We start from the raw sequence: 16,382 nt of genomic DNA, 5'->3' as shown, positions 1-16,382 counted from the left end.
GCACGGTGGGTAGGGTGATCCGGCCGGCAGCGCAGCACGGGACGGTGGGATGGGCGCGATCGAGGTACGACCAGCGGCGCCACACGATCACGACGACGTGGCGGCCCTGCACCGGCGGGAGTGGGGTGGCCCGCACGTGGTGGTCCACGACACCCGCTACGACCTGCGTGCCCTGCCGACGCTGGTGGCGGTGGACGGGGCGGGGCACTTCGCCGGCGCGCTGGCGCACCGGCTCGCCGACGGCGGGCTGGAGGTGGTGAGCCTGGCCGCCACCGCGCCGGGCCTCGGGGCGGGCCGCGCCCTGCTCGCGGCCGCCGAGGCGGTGGCGGTGGCCGCCGGGGCCGACCGGCTCTGGCTGGTCACCACCAACGACAACCTCTCCGCGCTCCGCTTCTACCAGCGGCGCGGGCTGCGCATCGTGGCGGTCCACGCGGGCGCGGTCAACCGGGCCCGGCAGCTCAAGCCCACCATCCCGTACCTCGGCGAGGACGACATCCCGCTGCACGACGAGCTGCTGCTGGAGCGGCGACTCACCGGGACGGCCCGGTGACCGGGACGCCGTGGGTCTCGCTGACCACCGACTACGGCCTCGCCGACGGGTTCGTGGCGGCGTGCCACGGGGTCGTCGTCCGGCTCGCCCCGGCCGCCCGGGTCATCGACGTGACCCACCTGGTCCCCCCGGGGGACGTCCGCCGGGGCTCGGCCGTGCTCGCGCAGACGGTGCCGTACCTGCCGGTGGGGGTGCACGTGGCGGTCGTGGACCCGGGGGTGGGCACCGGCCGGCGGGGCGTCGCCCTCGCCGCCCCGGGCGGGCTGCTGGTCGGGCCGGACAACGGCCTGCTGCTCGACGCCGCCGAGGCCCTCGGCGGGATCACCGGCGCCGTCGAGCTGACCAACCCGGAGTGGCTGGCGCCCACGGTCTCCCGGACCTTCCACGGGCGGGACGTCTTCGCCCCGGTCGCCGCCCGGCTCGCGCTCGGCGCGCCGCTGGCCGGGGCCGGCCCGGCGGTGGACCCGGCGACCCTGGTCCGGCTGCCGGCACCGGTGCTCCGGCGGATCGGCGCGGGGTTCGCCGCCGAGGTGCTCACCGTGGACCACTTCGGCAACGTCCAGCTCGCCGCCCCCGGCGAGCTGCTGGAACAGCTCCCGAAGCGGATCCGGGTGGCCGGCCGGGCGGCGGTACGCGGGCGCACCTTCGGCGACGCCGAGGTCGGCGCCCTGGTCGTCCACGTCGACTCCGCCGGCTTGGTGGCGGTGGCGGTACGCGACGGCCGGGCGGTCGACCTGCTCGCCGTACGCCCCGGAGACGTCCTGTCGCTGAGCGGCGAGTGAGATCGCTCCTTACCGGTCGGCGTCGAGTATGGAATGCTGCTCCGGTGGGTGAGCACTGGGTTCCCGTCGCGTGTCCGTGTTGCACGTCCCGGACCGGCGGAGGCACCTGCCCGGTCTGCTTCTGGACGGACGACGGCCAGTCGGACGCGGACGCCGATGTGGTGCGCGGCGGCCTTAACGGGGACCTGAGCCTCACCCACGCCCGGCTGAACTTCGCCGTCTACGGCGCCAGCCACCCGCGCTACCAGGACATGGTCCGCTCTGCCCGCCCCGACGAGCGGCCCTGATCGACCGCCTGCGGGCCCGCAGGCGGGCCGGGTGTCTGCATTCTCCTGAGAACCCCTGGTGATGCTGTGTCGGCGGATCAAGGGGGAACCTCCCGACAAATAGCGACACATGCGGACCCCGCCCGGGCGAGGGAAGATGGAGCGGTGCCCGAAGGCGACACCGTCTGGAACACCGCCCGCGTCCTGCAACGGGCGCTGGCCGGCACCCGGCTCACCGGCTCCGACTTCCGGGTGCCGCAGCTCGCCGCGACCGACCTGACCGGCTGGACCGTCCGCGAGTCGGACAGCCGCGGCAAGCACCTGCTGCTCCGGCTCACCGCCCCGACCGGCACGCCCGGCCCCGAGGGCACATCCGGCGGCGGGCGGGACTGGACGCTGCACTCGCACCTGCGGATGGACGGCGCCTGGCGGGCGTACGCGCCGGGCGAGCGGTGGGCGGCCCGGCCGGCGCACCTGATCCGGGTGGTGCTCCGCTCCGCCGGGGCGGTCGCGGTCGGGTACCACCTGCACGAGCTGGCGTTGATCCCGACCGACCAGGAGCAGTCGCTGGTCGGTCACCTCGGCCCGGACCTGCTCGGCCCGGACTGGGACCCGGCCGAGGCGGTCCGCCGGATGGCCGCGCAGCCGGAGGCCACCATCGGCGAGGCGCTGCTCGACCAGCGCAACCTGGCCGGGGTGGGCAACCTCTACAAGTGCGAGGTGCTGTTCCTGCGCGGTGTCTCCCCGTGGACTCCGGTCGGCGCGGTGCCCGACCTGACCGGCACGGTCACCCTGGCGCAGCGGCTGCTGGCCGCCAACCGGGGGCGGTGGACGCAGAGCACCACCGGCTCGCTGCACCGCGGGCAGACCAGCTACGTCTACGGCCGCCGGGCCCAGCCGTGCCGCCGCTGCGGCACCGCGATCCGCAAGGAGGAGCTGGGCGAGCGGGTCACCTACTGGTGCCCGGTCTGCCAGCCGGAACGCCCCGCCCTCGCCGGACCGTAGAACTTCCACGAACCGGTCAAGATCGCCCGAGATAGGGACGATTGGGTAGTTCCCTCTGCCGGTGTACGGGTCGCATGCTGCGGTGGAGTGCTCACCGATCGTCAGCAGGGCGTTCGTCCGCCACGCCGGAGTGACGGCCGTCGCGCCCCGATCCCGGGGAGAGCCATGGTGCTGTTCCGGAGACTGCGGCCGAGCTGGGCGGACCGCGCGGTCCGCACCGGCGAGGACCACCCCCCGACCGTGCCCGCCGCCCGCGACGGCGAGCCGGGTGATCCCGCGCCGGCCAGCCTCGACCCGGCCGCCGTGCCGCGCTGCTTCGGTCCGGTGCCGAACGTCGCCGGCAGCCCGCTGCCGGTCGCGGACCGGCACGGCCGGCCGGTGCCCGGCACCGGCATCCGCAAGTTCCTCGACGCGCTGCCGCTGCCCGGGCCGCTGGGCCGCAACGGGTTGGGCGCCCACCTGCCGGTGGCGGCGCCGGACACCATCACCTGGCCGGGCTGCGACTACTACGAGATCGGGTTGCAGGAGTACCCCCAGCGGCTGCACCGGGACCTGCCGGCCACCCGGCTGCGCGGCTACCGCCAGCTCAACCTCGGCACCGACTCGTCCGGGCACAACACGGTGATTCCGCCGGACCGCCCCTGGCATCTCGGACCGCTGATCCAGGCCCGGCGCGGCCGACCGGTCCGGATCAAGTTCATCAACCAGCTCCCGACCGGCCGGGCCGGGGAGCTCTTCCTGCCGGTCGACGAGACGGTCGACGGGGCGGGCGTGGGGCCGCTGGACGGGCCGGCGCCGTACCCGCAGAACCGGGCGGCGCCGCACCTGGCAGGCGGGCAGACGGCCTGGATCAGCGCGGGCAACCCGTGGCGGTGGGTCACCCCGGCGGGTGAGATCACCCCGTACCCAACCGGGGTCGGGGCGACGCCCGTGCCGGACATGCCGCCGCCGGGCGCCGGCGCCACCACGCTCTACTTCCCGAACGAGCAGAGCGGCCGGCTGATGTGGCTGCACGACAACACCCTCGGCCTGTCCCGGCTCACCGTCTACTCCGGACAGCTGGCGCTCTACCTGCTCACCGACCCGGCGGAGGAGCGGCTCGTCGCCGACGGCGTGCTCCCGGCCGACCAGCTGCCGCTGGTGATCCAGGACAAGACCTTCGTGCCGGACGACGACCAGCTCGCCGCGCAGGACCCGACCTGGGACCGGGACCGCTGGGGCGCCAAGGGCAACCTCTGGTACCCGCACGTCTACCAGCCCCGGCAGAACCCGTACCGCGCGGACGGGCGGAACCCGACCGGTCGCTGGGACTACGGGCCGTGGACGCACGACCCCGACGGCGGCGGCAGTCCGTGGGTCGCCCCGGTGCCGAACCCGCACCACGACCCGGTCGCCGAGCCGGACGAGCCGCCGCTGACGCCGGGCGTGCCGCACCCGTCGGCCGTCCCCGCGGCGTACGGGGACACCATGCTGGTCAACGGCGCGGCCTACCCGTACCTGACGGTCGAGCCGAGGGCGTACCGGTTCCGGATCCTCAACGCCTGCGCCGACCGCAGCCTCAACCTCCAGCTCTACCGGGCCCGCTCGGACGGTCCGCTGTGGCCGGACGACGGCGGCCCGGCCGACCCGGACGCCGGTGAGGTGCCGATGGTCGAGGCAATCCGGGCGGCGGACCGGCCGGCGGCCTGGCCGACCGACGGGCGGGACGGCGGGGTGCCGGATCCCCGGGCGGCCGGCCCGGCGCTGATCCAGGTCGGCAACGAGTGCGGTCTGCTGCCCGCCCCCGTGGTGCTGCCCAACCGGCCGGTGGGCTACCGGTACGACCGGCAGGACCCGACCGTGCTCAACGTGGACGGGCACACGCTGCTGCTCGCCCCCGGCGAGCGGGCCGACGTGGTGGTGGACTTCTCCACCGTGCCCCCGGGCGCCACCCTGATCCTCTACAACGACTGCCCCGCCCCGCTGCCCCGCTTCGACCCCCGGTACGACCACCGCACCGACGCCCCGGACCGCACCGCCGTCGGCGGGCTCCCGCCCACCCGTTCCGGGTACGGCCCGAACACGAGGACGCTGCTCCAGATCCGGGTGGCCGGCGCCCCGGCGCCCCGGTACGACCTCGCCCGGCTCGCCAAGCGGCTGCCCGGCGCGTACGCGGCCAGCCAGCGCCCGCCGATCGTGCCGCAGCCGGCGTACGACCCGGCGTTCGGCACCCGGACGCCCCGGGAGACGCTGGTGCCGGCGCGCGCCACCTCGGTCAGCTTCACCCCGCCCGGCGCCGCCGCCCCGGTCACCCTCCCGCTCGCGGTAAAGGCGGTGGGGCAGGTCTTCGAGCCCCGGCACGGCCGCGCGGTGGGCCGGCTCGGCGTCGGCCATCCGCACGCCGGCCCGCTCACCCCGGCCACCCTGTCGCTCGGCCCCGCCGACCCGGCGACCGAGGTGCTCTTCGCGGCCGATCCGACCGTGCCGCTGGGCGCCCCGGCCGACGGCACCCAGCTCTGGCGAATCGTCGGCGACGCCCCGCAGACCCATCCGGTGCATGTGGAGGGCTGCGACGTGCAGCTGGTCAACCGGGTCGGCTGGGACGGCACGGCCCGCCCGCCGGACGCCAACGAGCTGGGCTGGAAGGAGACCGTCCGGGTCAACCCGCGGGAGGACGTGATCGTGGCGCTGCGCCCGGTGCCGCCCACCCTGCCGTTCAAGATCGGCGACAGCGTACGGCTGCTCGACCCGACCCGGCCGGCCGGCGCCCGGCTCGACGCCTCCCCGGTCAGCCCGCTCGACGGGCGGCCCGCCACGGTGGTGAACCAGCTGGTGAACCTCGGCTGGGAGTACCGCTGGCACACCCGGGCCGCGGGCCTGCGGGACCAGGGCATGAGCCGGCCGCTGGTGCTGCGGGCCTCCCCGAAGGCGCCGACCGGGCTGACCGCCACCCCGGCGCCCGGCTCGGCGACCGCGCTGCCGGCGATCGCGCTGGCCTGGACCGGCAACGGCAGTCGGCCGCCGGCCACCAGCCACCTGCTGCAACGGGCCACCGACGCCACCTTCACCGTGGGGCTGACCGAGATCACCGTGGCCGCCACCGCGACGCGGTACACCGACGCCACGGTCACCCCGGGGGTGACCTACCACTACCGGATCCGGGCGGAGAACGCGGTGAGCTGCTCCGCCTGGTCGAACAGCGTCCCGGCGTCGGTGCAGCTCACCGCGCCGGCCAGGCTGACCGCGGCGGTGCCGCCGGCCGCGCCGCTGCGGGTGGCGCTGCGCTGGGCCAACCGCTCGTTCGCCACCGGGGTCGACGTGCAGCGGGCCACCAACCCGACCTTCACCAGCGGGCCGGGCACCACCGCCATCGCGGTCGGCGACAACCACGTCGACCCGGCCGTCGCCCCGGACACCACGTACTACTACCGGGTCCGCACCACCTACCTGGGCGCGTCGTCACCCTGGTCCACGGTCGCCACCGTGACCACCCCGCCCCGGCCCGGGACGCCGGGCACGGTGTGCGCCACCGCCACCGCGCCCACGCCGGACACCGCGGCGGTGATCCTGAGCTGGTCGGCCAGCACCCCCACCGGGCCGGGGTCCGGGTTCGTGGTGCAGCGGGCGCTGGACGCGGCGTTCGGCCAGGAGTTGGCCACCTTCAGCGTCACCGGTCGGGGCTTCACCAACACCGGGCTGGCCCGGGGCGTCACCTACCACTACCGGATCCGGTCGTTCAACGTCGTGGGCACCTCCACCTGGACCGGCCCGGTCCCGGTCACCACCCCGGCGTGAGCCGCCCCCGGGCCTGCCTCAGGGGGTACGCAGGGGCAGGCCGGCGGTCCGCAGCTCGGCGAGCGCGGCGGCCACCCCGTGCAGCAGGTCGGTCGCCTCGGTGAGCCGGGCGGCGGCGGGGTGCTCGGTGGTCGGGCGGGCGTCCTCGGCGACGTAGCCGGCCGCCGCCACCACCAGCCGCTCGTACGCGGACACCCCGGCGTCCAACTGGGCGACCAGGGTGCCGTGCGCCTCGGCAAGCGACCCCCGAGCCTCGGCCGGGGCGAGCCGCAGCGCGCGTTCCACGCTCGCCACCCGCTCGGCCAGGTCCCGCAGCGAGCGGTCGGCGGCGGTCGCCTCCCGCACAGCCGGCTCGGCCAGCCCGGTCAACCGGCCGGCCATCCCGGCCAGGGTCAGCGCGGCCCGGTCCAGCCGGGCCCACGCCTCGGCCGCCGTGGTGCCGCGCAGCGCCAGCCGGGAGCGCACCCGGCGCACCTTGGCCAGCACACCGGGGCCGACGGGCAGTCGCTCGACGGCGGCGACCAGCCGGGCCCGGGAGCGGGCGGCGGCCTCGGCCGGGTCGAGCGCCGGCGGCGCCGGCACGGCGGCGAGCGCCCGCAGGTCGATCCAGCGCCAGGCGGCGAGCGCGATCGCGCTGCCGGCGGCGCCCGCCCAGGCCGCGTCCGGCAGGCCGAGCCCCGCGTACGGGGTCAGCACGGCGGCGGCGCCGCCGAGCCCGCCGGCCAGTACGCTCCACCGCCGCGCGGAGCGTCGCAACCGACGCAGCCGGCGGAAGTGTCGCGCTCGCTCGTCTGCCATCCCCGCCTCCTCGCCCCGCCCGGGTCAGCCCGCTGCGGTGCTGTCCCCGGTGCCGCGTTCCCGGCTCATGCTGGCCCGGATCTCGTCGAGCCGCGCGGCGGCCGCCGGGTCGGTGGCCGGCGTGCTCTCGCCGGCCTGCGCCACCGCGGGCCGCTCCTGCCGGCCGGTGAGCTGCTCGCCGGCCATGCTCGACCGGATCTGCTCCAGTCTGGCCGACCCGGCCGAGTCGAGGGTCGCCTTCTGGATCTCGAGCATCCGACCCTCGACCGAGTTGCCGGCCAGCTCGGCCCGGCCCATCGCGGTGGCGTACCGGCGCTCGATCCGGTCCCGCACCTCGTTCAGCGAGGGGGTGCTGCCGGGTGCGGTCAGCGAGGACATCGACTCCAGCGAGCGGGCCACGCTCTCCTGCATCTTGGCCTGCTCGAGCTGGCTGAGCAGCTTGGTCCGCTCGGCCAGCTTCTGCTGGAGGATCATCGAGTTGTTCTCCACCGCCTTGCGGGCCTGGGCGGCCGCGCCGAGCGCCTGGTCGTGCAGCGTCTTCAGGTCCTCGGTGGCCTGCTCGGCGGAGACCAGCTGGGTGGCCATCAGCTGGGCGGACTGCTCGTACCGGCCGGCCTCGGGCTCCTCGCCCCGGGCCCGGGCCTGGTCGGCGAGGACGAGGGCCTGCCGGGCGTTGGCCTGGAGCTGCTCGACCTCGGTCATCTGCCGGGAGAGCTTCATCTCGAGCTGGCGCTGGTTGCCGATCACGGCGGCCGCCTGCTGGACCAGCGCCTGGTGCTGCCGCTGGGCCTCCTCGATGGCCTGCTGGATCTGCACCTTCGGGTCGGCGTGCTCGTCGATCTTCGCGCCGAAGAGCGCCATCAGGTACTTCCAACCCTTGGCGAACGGGTTAGCCATCTCCGCGTTGTCCCCTCAGTAGCGTCGCTCCGCCTCGACCTGCCGGACGGGGCCGACCGGCGGGCCGCGCGGCGTGTCTCCATCGTCCCAGCCCGACGCCAGCCCGGCATCCGTACGACGAGGGGGCGGTCACGCAACCCTGATCAAGCCTACGCGGCGGGGGCCACCCCCGGCCACGGCGCGCGGCGCGCGGATCAGGCGGCGCAGACCACGTCCCGGTCCTTGGAGCGGACCCGGGTGCTGCGCAGCGTGGCCTTGAGCGGCGAATCCTGGCGCACCTGGACGGCGACCGCGCCGTCGGAGGTGACCTGGCGGACCCCCCGGTTGGTGGCCTTGCGGACGGCGGCCGCCGGAACGGGCGTCGGCTCGGCCGCCTGCTCGACCACGGGGACCAGCACCCCCGGCATCTGCTCGGCCAGGGCGACGTGGTCGCTGACCTCGCGGAGCAGCTCGGAGAGGCGGGCGCCGAGCGCGTCGCAGATGGCGGCCAGCAGCTCGCTGGAGGGCTCCTTCTGGCCGCGCTCGATCTCAGAGAGGTAGCCCAGGCTCACGTTGGCGGCGGAGGAGACCTCGCGCAGGGTGCGGTGCTGCCCCTGCCGGCGCGCTCGCAGTGCGTCACCGATCACACGGCGTAGCAGGACCATCGCACCTCCCCCTGACGGGACCACCATCTCCGACCGGGCGTGCCGCGCCGGACGCGGCCGGCCGCCCCAGCGCCGACGGCGACCGTCGGAGCCTTCCCGCAACCGTACCCGTTGGCCGGCCCGGCGACATCCCACCCCGCCCCTCCAATCCCGGCGATCCGCCCGCGCCGGTCCCCGGCGGCCGGGTCGGCGGCGGGCACGCAGTCGGGCGGGTCGGGATCCGTGCCGCGGCCGGGGTCACCGGCGACCCGCGCCGGCCGGGTCGGCGGCCCGCGCCCCGTCGACCTGGTCGGCGTCGCGGATCCGCTCGGCCAGCAGCCGCAGCGCCTCGATCACCGCGGCCGAGCGGATGTGGTCCCGGCCGCCGTCCAGGTCGAGCCGCTGCACCTCCGTGCCGAGCGGGCCGGCCACGGCGACGTAGACCAGGCCGACCGGCTTGCCGTCCTGCGGCTCCGGCCCGGCCACCCCGGTGGTGGCCAGCCCCCAGTCGGCGCCGCAGCGCCGGCGTCCGCCCTCGGCGAGCGCGACCGCCACGTCCGGGTCCACCGGCCCGCGCTCGGCGAGCAGCTCCGCCGGCACGCCGGCCAGCTCGGACTTCAGCTCGGTGGCGTAGACCACCAGGCCGCCCCGGTAGACGCCGCTCACCCCGGCGATCTCCACGATCGAGGCGGAGAGCAGGCCGCCGGTGAGGGATTCGACGGTGGCCAGCGTCTCGTGCCGCTCGTGCAGGCTGTGCACCACGCCCGCCGCCGGACTACCGGCGGTCCGCTCGTGCCTCGCATCCGTCCCCATGCCCCGCTCTCCTTCCCTCCCCAACCCGCCCTACTCATCCTCCGCCCCGATCCGTTGATCATGAAGTTATCGCCACGACACGCCGGGCCGGCGGACAACAACTTCATGATCACCGGCGCGACGGCGGAGGCGGGGCCCCGGGCGGAGGAAGGGGTCAGGGGGTGGGGCGGCGGAGGCGGAGCGCCTGGGCGATGTAGTCGAAGCCGGTCAGGACCGTGACGAGGACGGCAGCGCCCAAGATCCACGGGCCGACGGGGACCAGGGCGTCGGGCATCGGCCACAGGTACCAGGTGATGGCCAGGATCTGCAGCGCGGTCTTGATCTTCCCGCCCCGGCTGGCCGCGATCACCCCGTGCCGGATCACCCAGAAGCGCAGCGCCGTGATCCCCACCTCACGGACGAGGATCACCGCGGTCACCCACCAGGGCAGCACGTCGTACCAGGAGAGCAGCACCAGGGCCGCCCCGGTGAGCGCCTTGTCGGCGATCGGGTCGGCGACCTTGCCGACCGAGGTGACGAGCTTGAACCGGCGGGCGATCCAGCCGTCCACCAGGTCGGTCACCGAGGCGACGACGAAGATCAGGCAGGCGGCCATCCGCCAACCGGCGTGGGTCATGCCCGAGACGACCACCGTCGCCCCGAAGACCGGGACCAGCACCAGCCGCAGCGCGGTCAGCGCGTTCGCCGCGTTGAGCACCGGCACCCGGGCCACCACCGTGGACTCCGCTCCGATCATCCCCGCACCTCGCTCCGGCCGCCGTGGCGTTCCTGGCACCGCACCACGTGGCTCCCCCGCTCCGCCCGGACCCGACGTCACCGTGCCGCGCCGGGCGCCGCCGAGATCATCTCATCCGGCACGGCGACCAGGTCGACACCCTCGGTCGCGGTGACCGTGGCCCGCACCAGGTCACCGGGGCGCAGCGCGGCCAGGTCCACCCCGCCGCCGTCCGGCGCGACCAGCGTGGTCGAGCCGTCGACCTCGGGCGCCTGGTGGGCCGCCCGCCCCTCCACCACGCCGTCGGCGACCGAGTCGACCAGCACCTCGACCGTCGAGCCGACCCGGTCCTCGGCCCGCTGCGAGCAGAGCTCGTCGGCGAGCGCGCTGAGCTTGTCGTACCGGCGCTTGATGGTGGCGGCGGAGACCTTGCCGGACAGCCCGGCGGCCTCGGTGCCGTCCTCGTCGCTGTAGTCGAACATGCCGATCGCGTCGAGCCGCGCCTCGGTCAGGAACCGGACCAGCTCGTCCACGTCGGCCCGGGTCTCCCCGGGGAAGCCGACGATGAAGTTGCTCCGGGCGCCCGCCGCCGGGGCCAGCGCGCGGGCGGAGGCCAGCAGCTCCAGGAACCGGTCGGTGGAGCCGAAACGGCGCATCCGGCGCAGCACCGGCTCGCTGGAGTGCTGGAACGACAGGTCGAAGTAGGGCGCGACCCCGGGCGTGGTGGCGAGCACCTCGACCAGGCCGGGCCGGGTCTCGGCGGGCTGGAGGTAGCTGGCCCGCACCCGGACGATGCCGTCGATCCCGGCGAGCTGCGGGAGCAGCTTCTCCAGCGCCCGCGGGTCGCCCAGGTCCTTGCCGTACGACGTCGAGTTCTCGCTGACCAGCACCAGCTCCCGGACGCCGGTCTTGGCCAGCCACTCCGCCTCGGCGAGCAGCTCGTCCGGGGTACGCGAGACGAAGGCGCCGCGGAAGGCGGGGATGGCGCAGAACGCGCAGCGCCGGTCGCAGCCGCTGGCGAGCTTGAGCGAGGCGACCGGGCCGGTGTCCAGCCGGTGCCGCAGCACCTGGCGCAGGTGGGCCGGGGTGTGCTCGTCGGTCTCGGTGACCGCCCGGGTGGGGGTGCCGTGGCCGGGCAGCGAGACCGCCGCCTCGCGCCGCTTGACCGGGGTGAGCGGCAGCAGCTCGCGCCGGTCGCGCGGGGTGTGCGCGTCGATCGACTCGCCGGCCACCACGGCGTTCAGCCGGGCGGAGATGTCCGGGTAGTCGTCGAAGCTCAGCACCGCCTGCGCCTCGGGCAGGCTGTCGGCCAGCTCCCGGCCGTACCGCTCGGCCATGCAGCCGGCGGCGACCACCTTGGCGCCGGTGTCGGCGGCGGCGAGCAGCGTCTGGATCGAGTCCTGCTTCGCCTTCTCCACGAAGCCGCAGGTGTTGACGACCACCACGTCGGCGCCCTCGCCGTCGGTGGTCACCTGCCAGCCGTCGGCGTGCAGCCGGGCGGCCAGCTCCTCCGAGTCGACCTCGTTACGGGAACAGCCCAGGGTCAGCAGGGCGACGCGGCGGCCGTCGGCGGCGGACGACAGCTCCAGGTCGCGGCGCGGCGACAGACGCGCCGAGCTGGAGTTGTCGGAGGGGGAGGTGGCAGACACCACCCGAGGGTACCGGGCCGCGTCCGGGTCTCCACCAACGGCGGGCCGCCGGCATCGGCCGGCTCACATCCGCCGCCGGGCGCGCGCCGCGCCGACCGCCGCCGCGCCGACCGCCGCCGCGATCGCCCGACCGGCCCGGTCAGACCGTCGCCGCGCCGACCCGGACCAGCCGGTCGAGCAGGAAGACCTCGGTGCCGGCGAGGCCGGTCGAGCAGAAGACCGAGATCTGGTCCGCGCCGGTCCGGCCCGGGACCGCCCCCGCCAGCACCGCGCCCAGGTCGCGCAGCCGCCCGGCGTACGGCTCGACGGCGGCGAGCATCGGCGGGGCGTACGCGGCGGCCTGCGAAGGCGAGTCGGTGACCAGGACGTCGGCGACGTCGAGCAGGTCGGTGCCGAACTCGTGCCGGTCGGCCTGCTTGAAGCCGACGGTGTTGACGTGAGTGCCCGGGGCGAGGTCGGCGGCGTCGAGCACCGGGGTGGTGCTGGTGGTGGCGAGCACCACCACGTCGCGGCCGGCCACCGCCTCGCGGGCGGACCCCACGGCCCGCGCCGGGACGCCCAGCTCGGCCCGGACCCGGGCGGCGAACGCCTCCCGCCGGGCCGCCGAGCGGCTGTGCACGGTGACCTCGCGCAGCGGGCGCACCGCGGCGGCGGCCCACACCTGCGTCCACGCCTGCCGGCCGGAGCCGACCACGCCGAGGGTGGCCGCGTCCGCGCGGGCGAGGGTGTCCACGGCCACGCCGCCCAGTCCCCCGGTCCGCCGGGAGCCCAGCTCCTCGCCGACCGCGATCGCCCGCACCGTCCCGGTCCGTCCGTCGTGCAGCACGACCAGCTGCCCGCTCTCCGGGTGCCCGAACGTGTCGTACGACCGGAAGCCGTACCACTCGCCGGTCAGGTGGCCGGCGGTGAGCACCATCCGGCCGCCGCCGAGCGGCGCGCTCGCCCGGGGCGGGGCGACCAGCCGACCGGCGTACGCGGCCAGCAGGGCGTCCCGCATCACGGCGACGGTGACCGGGGCGTCCAGGGTGGCGGCGACGTCCTCGTCGGAGAAGAGCAGCGTCATGACTCCATCCTGCAACCTGAAGCGAGGTTGAGATCCACCGGTGGTGGGGTTCGTCACCGCACCGGCCGCCGCCGCGCCCGGCCGGTGCTAGCGTCGGCTGCGGCGGCACCCGCCGGCGCAGCAGCGGCCGGGCCGCCCCGGACGAGTCGTGGGCGTACCCGGTCAGGCCAAGACGCCCCGCACGACGACCGACTCGTCCCGGCCCCGGTGGCCGGGCCGCCCGCAAGAGGTGACCGCCATGGCCTGGATCGTGCTGGTGCTCTCCGGACTTCTCGAGACGGCGTGGGCGATCGCCCTCGACCGCAGCGCCGGTTTCAGCCGCCCCCTCCCCTCCGCCGTCTTCGCGGTCACCCTGGTGCTGAGCATGGCCGGCCTGGCGTACGCGCTGCGGGAGATCCCGGTCGGCACCGGCTACGCGGTCTGGGTGGGCATCGGTGCGGTGGGCACCGCGCTGGTCGGCATGCTCGCCCTGCACGAGCCGGCCAGCCTGCCCCGGATCCTCTGCCTGCTCCTGGTGGTGGCCGGCGTCGTGGGCCTGAAGTTCTTCCACTGACCGGTACCGCCCTTGCCGGGCTGTATCGCCCCGGATGCGTAGCGCGAGCGCCAACTGGGTAGAGACCTGTCCACCCACCGAAGGGCCTACTCACGGAGGACACCATGGCCGACATCCACGCCACCGCCCGCCCGCGCAGCAGCGCCGCGCGAATCTGCACCATCCTGGGTTTCGTCTTTGCCGTCATCGCGGTCTTCTTCCTGCCGCCGTTCTTCGGCCTGGCCGGTCTGATCCTCGGCATCGTCGGCGCGGTCCTCGGCGACAAGCCGCTGGGTTGGTACGCCGCCGCCGCGAGCGTCGTCGGCGCGATCCTCGGCATGGTCATCGGCGCCGCGCTGATGAGCTCCTGACCAACCGCTGAACTCCTGACCAACCGCGGCACGACATAGGCCCGCCGGATCCCGGCGGGCCTTGTCGCGTCGGGTGCACCGGGCGGGCCTACCCCTCGCCGCCGTGCAGGCCGGCCAGGACCTCCTCCAGCTCGTCCGGCTTGACCAGCACGTCGCGCGCCTTAGAGCCCTCGGACGGGCCGACCACGCCCCGGGTCTCCATCAGGTCCATCAGCCGGCCCGCCTTGGCGAAGCCGACCCGCAGCTTGCGCTGGAGCATCGAGGTCGAGCCGAACTGTGAGGTGACCACCAGCTCGACCGCCTGCACCAGCAGGTCCAGGTCGTCGCCGATGTCCTCGTCGATCTTCTTCCTGCTGTCCTGCGCCGGGGCGAGCACGTCCGGGCGGAACTCCGGCTCGCGCTGGTCCTTGCAGAACTTCACCACGTCGGCGATCTCGCGCTCGGTCACCCAGGCGCCCTGGATCCGGATCGGCTTCGAGGCGCCCATCGGCAGAAAGAGCCCGTCGCCGCGGCCGAGCAGCTTCTCCGCGCCGGGCTGGTCGAGGATGACCCGCGAGTCGGCCAGCGAGGACGTGGCGAACGCCAGCCGGGACGGCACGTTCGCCTTGATCAGGCCGGTGACCACGTCGACCGAGGGGCGCTGAGTGGCGAGCACCAGGTGGATGCCGGCGGCCCGGGCGAGCTGGGTGATCCGGACGACCGAGTCCTCCACGTCGCGCGGGGCGACCATCATCAGGTCGGCCAGCTCGTCCACTATCACCAGCAGGTACGGGTACGGCCGCATCTCCCGCTCGCTGCCCGGCGGCGCCTTGATCTCGCCGTTGCGCACCTTGCGGTTGAAGTCGTCGACGTGCCGGACCCCGTTGGCGGCGAGGTCGTCGTAGCGCATGTCCATCTCGCGGACGACCCAGTCCAGCGAATCGGCCGCCTTCTTGGCGTTGGTCACGATCGGGGTGACCAGGTGCGGGATGCCCTCGTAGCCGGTCATCTCGACCCGCTTCGGGTCGATCAGCAGCAGCCGCACCTCGTCCGGCGTGGCCCGGCTCAGGATCGACACGAGCAAGGTGTTGAGGCAGCTCGATTTCCCAGCACCCGTGGCCCCCGCAATGAGGATGTGGGGCATCTTCGCGAGGTTGGCCACCACGTAGCCGCCCTCGATGTCCTTGCCGAGCGCCACCACCATCGGGTGGTGGTCGCTCTTCGCGGCCCGCGAGCGGAGCACGTCGCCGAGCGCGACGTTCTCCGGGTCGGTGTTCGGGATCTCCACGCCGACCGCGCTCTTGCCCGGGATCGGGCTGAGGATCCGTACGTCCGGCGACTTCACCGCGTACGCGATGTTGCGGGAGAGCTGGGTGATCCGCTCGACCTTGACGCCGTGGCCCAGCTCGACCTCGTACCGGGTGACCGTCGGGCCCCGGGTGAAGCCGGTGACGGCGGCGTCCACGTCGAACTGTTCGAAGACGCCGGTCAGCGCCGCGATCACCTCGTCGTTGGCCTTGCTCCGGGTCTTCGGGGCGGCGCCGCTGCTGAGCATGTTGGCTGGCGGCAGGGTGTAGTCGCCGGCCAGCCCGGTGAGCGCGAGCTGCTCGGCCCGGGTGGGCAGCGGCGAATGCTCCGGCGGCTCGACCGGCTTACGGGAGCCGGGCACCTTCGCCCGGGGCTTGCGGGGCAGCACCACGGTGTCCTGGAGGTCGACGCCGTCGTAGTCGCCGTCCGGGTCGTCCGGGTCCAGCGGCGGCGGCAGCCGCTTGGCCGGCCCCTTGCGGGCCGGCTTCTCCACCACCTCGGCCTCGTCGGTGGCCGGGGGCGCGACCAGCGTGCCGGCGAGCAGCCCGAGCCGCTCCGGGATCTTGTTGATCGGGGTCGCGGTGACCACCAGCAGGCCGAAGAGGAGCAGCAGGATCAGCAGCGGCACCGCCACCCAGGCGGTGATCGCCGACTCCAGCAGGTCACCGACGCCCGCGCCGATCAGGCCGCCCGCGTAGTCCCGCTGGACGGAGTCGACCGGATCCTGTCCGATGTGCAGCATCGCCGCGGTGGCGATCAGCATCGACCCCCAGCCGACCAGGCCGCGGCCCCGGTGCTCGGGATCGACCGGCGTGCGCATCAGCCGCCAGGCGCCGATCATCAGCAGCACCGGCACCACGATCGCGATCGCGCCGAGGAAGAGCCGCACGGTGTCGGCCAGCCGGGCGCCGACCGGCCCGGCGGCGCCGAACCAGATGGCCACCGCGGTGAGGATGGCGAAGCCGAGGAGCAGCAGCCCGCCACCGTCGCGGCGGTGCTCCGGATCCAGGTCGCGGGCCGACGCGGCCTGCCGACCGGCCGCCCGGACCGCCCAGCCCACCCCGTGCGCCAGCCCCATCCAGACCGCGCCGAGCCCGCGCCCGACGTAGACGGCGAGGCCGGGCCGGGCCGCGGATCGCCGCCGGGCCGCCGCCCGGGTGGTCTTCTTCGCCGGTTGGCGGGCGCGGCTGTTCGTGGTGCCGCGCGGCGACGCGCCGCGCCGCCGGCTCGCCTGAGAGGTACGGCCCGCCATACAGT

15 protein-coding genes and 1 riboswitch are annotated in these 16,382 nt (G+C 75.2%); of the genes, 7 read left to right on the top strand and 8 right to left on the bottom strand.

The window, feature by feature from the left end; all coding sequences use genetic code 11:
* Positions 1-49 precede the first annotated feature (49 nt).
* The 5 genes from EV384_RS12465 (at position 50) to EV384_RS12445 (ending at position 6,377) form a co-directional block, all read left to right on the top strand.
* On the top strand, positions 50-550 hold the full coding sequence (locus tag EV384_RS12465) for a GNAT family N-acetyltransferase (RefSeq protein WP_207232307.1): 501 nt from the start codon (positions 50-52) through the stop codon (positions 548-550).
* Complete coding sequence (locus EV384_RS12460) at positions 547-1,332, top strand: SAM hydrolase/SAM-dependent halogenase family protein (RefSeq protein ID WP_130333111.1); 786 nt, start codon at positions 547-549, stop codon at positions 1,330-1,332. The genes EV384_RS12465 and EV384_RS12460 overlap by 4 nt, the downstream gene beginning before the upstream one ends.
* Complete coding sequence (locus tag EV384_RS12455) at positions 1,329-1,619, top strand: CPCC family cysteine-rich protein (RefSeq protein ID WP_341273628.1); 291 nt, start codon at positions 1,329-1,331, stop codon at positions 1,617-1,619. Before EV384_RS12460 ends, EV384_RS12455 begins: the two co-directional genes overlap by 4 nt.
* 144 nt (positions 1,620-1,763) lie before the next feature.
* Positions 1,764-2,603, top strand: a complete 840-nt coding sequence (locus tag EV384_RS12450; protein WP_130333107.1) for a DNA-formamidopyrimidine glycosylase family protein — start codon at positions 1,764-1,766, stop codon at positions 2,601-2,603.
* Between the two features lie 165 nt (positions 2,604-2,768).
* The gene (locus EV384_RS12445; RefSeq protein ID WP_130333105.1) at positions 2,769-6,377 is read left to right on the top strand and encodes a multicopper oxidase domain-containing protein; all 3,609 of its coding nucleotides are present in this window, start codon (positions 2,769-2,771) and stop codon (positions 6,375-6,377) included.
* 18 nt (positions 6,378-6,395) lie between these two features.
* Here EV384_RS12445 and pspM read toward each other — a convergent pair whose 3' ends face one another.
* From pspM to EV384_RS12410, 7 genes are all read right to left on the bottom strand, one after another.
* Entirely contained in the window at positions 6,396-7,175 is a 780-nt protein-coding gene (pspM, locus tag EV384_RS12440; protein ID WP_130333103.1) for a phage shock envelope stress response protein PspM, read from the bottom strand.
* A 24-nt stretch (positions 7,176-7,199) separates the two neighbouring features.
* Positions 7,200-8,072, bottom strand: a complete 873-nt coding sequence (locus tag EV384_RS12435) for a PspA/IM30 family protein (RefSeq protein ID WP_130333101.1) — start codon at positions 8,070-8,072, stop codon at positions 7,200-7,202.
* A gap of 194 nt (positions 8,073-8,266) precedes the next feature.
* Positions 8,267-8,716, bottom strand: a complete 450-nt coding sequence (locus EV384_RS12430) for a helix-turn-helix domain-containing protein (protein ID WP_130333099.1) — start codon at positions 8,714-8,716, stop codon at positions 8,267-8,269.
* 237 nt (positions 8,717-8,953) lie between these two features.
* Positions 8,954-9,508 (bottom strand): CinA family protein, encoded by a 555-nt coding sequence (locus tag EV384_RS12425; protein WP_130333097.1) that lies wholly within the window; start codon positions 9,506-9,508, stop codon positions 8,954-8,956.
* Positions 9,509-9,662: 154 nt separating this feature from the next.
* Positions 9,663-10,244 (bottom strand): CDP-diacylglycerol--glycerol-3-phosphate 3-phosphatidyltransferase, encoded by a 582-nt coding sequence (gene pgsA / locus EV384_RS12420; RefSeq protein WP_130333095.1) that lies wholly within the window; start codon positions 10,242-10,244, stop codon positions 9,663-9,665.
* A 77-nt stretch (positions 10,245-10,321) separates the two neighbouring features.
* Positions 10,322-11,812, bottom strand: coding sequence for a 30S ribosomal protein S12 methylthiotransferase RimO (gene rimO, locus EV384_RS12415; RefSeq protein ID WP_130340471.1), 1,491 nt, complete (start codon positions 11,810-11,812; stop codon positions 10,322-10,324).
* 199 nt (positions 11,813-12,011) lie between these two features.
* Complete coding sequence (locus EV384_RS12410) at positions 12,012-12,935, bottom strand: ornithine cyclodeaminase family protein (RefSeq protein ID WP_130333093.1); 924 nt, start codon at positions 12,933-12,935, stop codon at positions 12,012-12,014.
* A gap of 119 nt (positions 12,936-13,054) precedes the next feature.
* Positions 13,055-13,117: riboswitch (guanidine-III (ykkC-III) riboswitch) on the top strand.
* Between the two features lie 56 nt (positions 13,118-13,173).
* Here EV384_RS12410 and EV384_RS12405 point away from each other — a divergent pair.
* Positions 13,174-13,488 (top strand): DMT family transporter, encoded by a 315-nt coding sequence (locus EV384_RS12405; RefSeq protein WP_130333091.1) that lies wholly within the window; start codon positions 13,174-13,176, stop codon positions 13,486-13,488.
* 104 nt (positions 13,489-13,592) lie between these two features.
* Positions 13,593-13,838 (top strand): hypothetical protein, encoded by a 246-nt coding sequence (locus EV384_RS12400; RefSeq protein WP_130333089.1) that lies wholly within the window; start codon positions 13,593-13,595, stop codon positions 13,836-13,838.
* Positions 13,839-13,926: 88 nt separating this feature from the next.
* Here EV384_RS12400 and EV384_RS12395 read toward each other — a convergent pair whose 3' ends face one another.
* Entirely contained in the window at positions 13,927-16,377 is a 2,451-nt protein-coding gene (locus EV384_RS12395) for an FtsK/SpoIIIE family DNA translocase (RefSeq protein WP_130333087.1), read from the bottom strand.
* Between the last annotated feature and the right edge of the window lie 5 nt (positions 16,378-16,382).

The organism is Micromonospora kangleipakensis, from assembly GCF_004217615.1.
Classification (GTDB): domain Bacteria; phylum Actinomycetota; class Actinomycetes; order Mycobacteriales; family Micromonosporaceae; genus Micromonospora; species Micromonospora kangleipakensis.
This window is presented reverse-complemented; position numbering and strand designations above follow the sequence as displayed.

Excerpts from the sequence above, each read along its gene's own strand:
- EV384_RS12465 (WP_207232307.1), top strand. The coding sequence starts at position 50 with ATGGGCGCGATCGAGGTACGACCAGCGGCGCCACACGATCACGACGAC.
- EV384_RS12445 (WP_130333105.1), top strand. The coding sequence starts at position 2,769 with ATGGTGCTGTTCCGGAGACTGCGGCCGAGCTGGGCGGACCGCGCGGTC.
- pspM (WP_130333103.1), bottom strand. The coding sequence starts at position 7,175 with ATGGCAGACGAGCGAGCGCGACACTTCCGCCGGCTGCGTCGGTTGCGA.
- EV384_RS12435 (WP_130333101.1), bottom strand. The coding sequence starts at position 8,072 with ATGGCTAACCCGTTCGCCAAGGGTTGGAAGTACCTGATGGCGCTCTTC.
- EV384_RS12430 (WP_130333099.1), bottom strand. The coding sequence starts at position 8,716 with ATGGTCCTGCTACGCCGTGTGATCGGTGACGCACTGCGAGCGCGCCGG.
- EV384_RS12425 (WP_130333097.1), bottom strand. The coding sequence starts at position 9,508 with ATGGGGACGGATGCGAGGCACGAGCGGACCGCCGGTAGTCCGGCGGCG.
- pgsA (WP_130333095.1), bottom strand. The coding sequence starts at position 10,244 with ATGATCGGAGCGGAGTCCACGGTGGTGGCCCGGGTGCCGGTGCTCAAC.
- EV384_RS12410 (WP_130333093.1), bottom strand. The coding sequence starts at position 12,935 with ATGACGCTGCTCTTCTCCGACGAGGACGTCGCCGCCACCCTGGACGCC.
- EV384_RS12405 (WP_130333091.1), top strand. The coding sequence starts at position 13,174 with ATGGCCTGGATCGTGCTGGTGCTCTCCGGACTTCTCGAGACGGCGTGG.
- EV384_RS12400 (WP_130333089.1), top strand. The coding sequence starts at position 13,593 with ATGGCCGACATCCACGCCACCGCCCGCCCGCGCAGCAGCGCCGCGCGA.
- EV384_RS12395 (WP_130333087.1), bottom strand. The coding sequence starts at position 16,377 with ATGGCGGGCCGTACCTCTCAGGCGAGCCGGCGGCGCGGCGCGTCGCCG.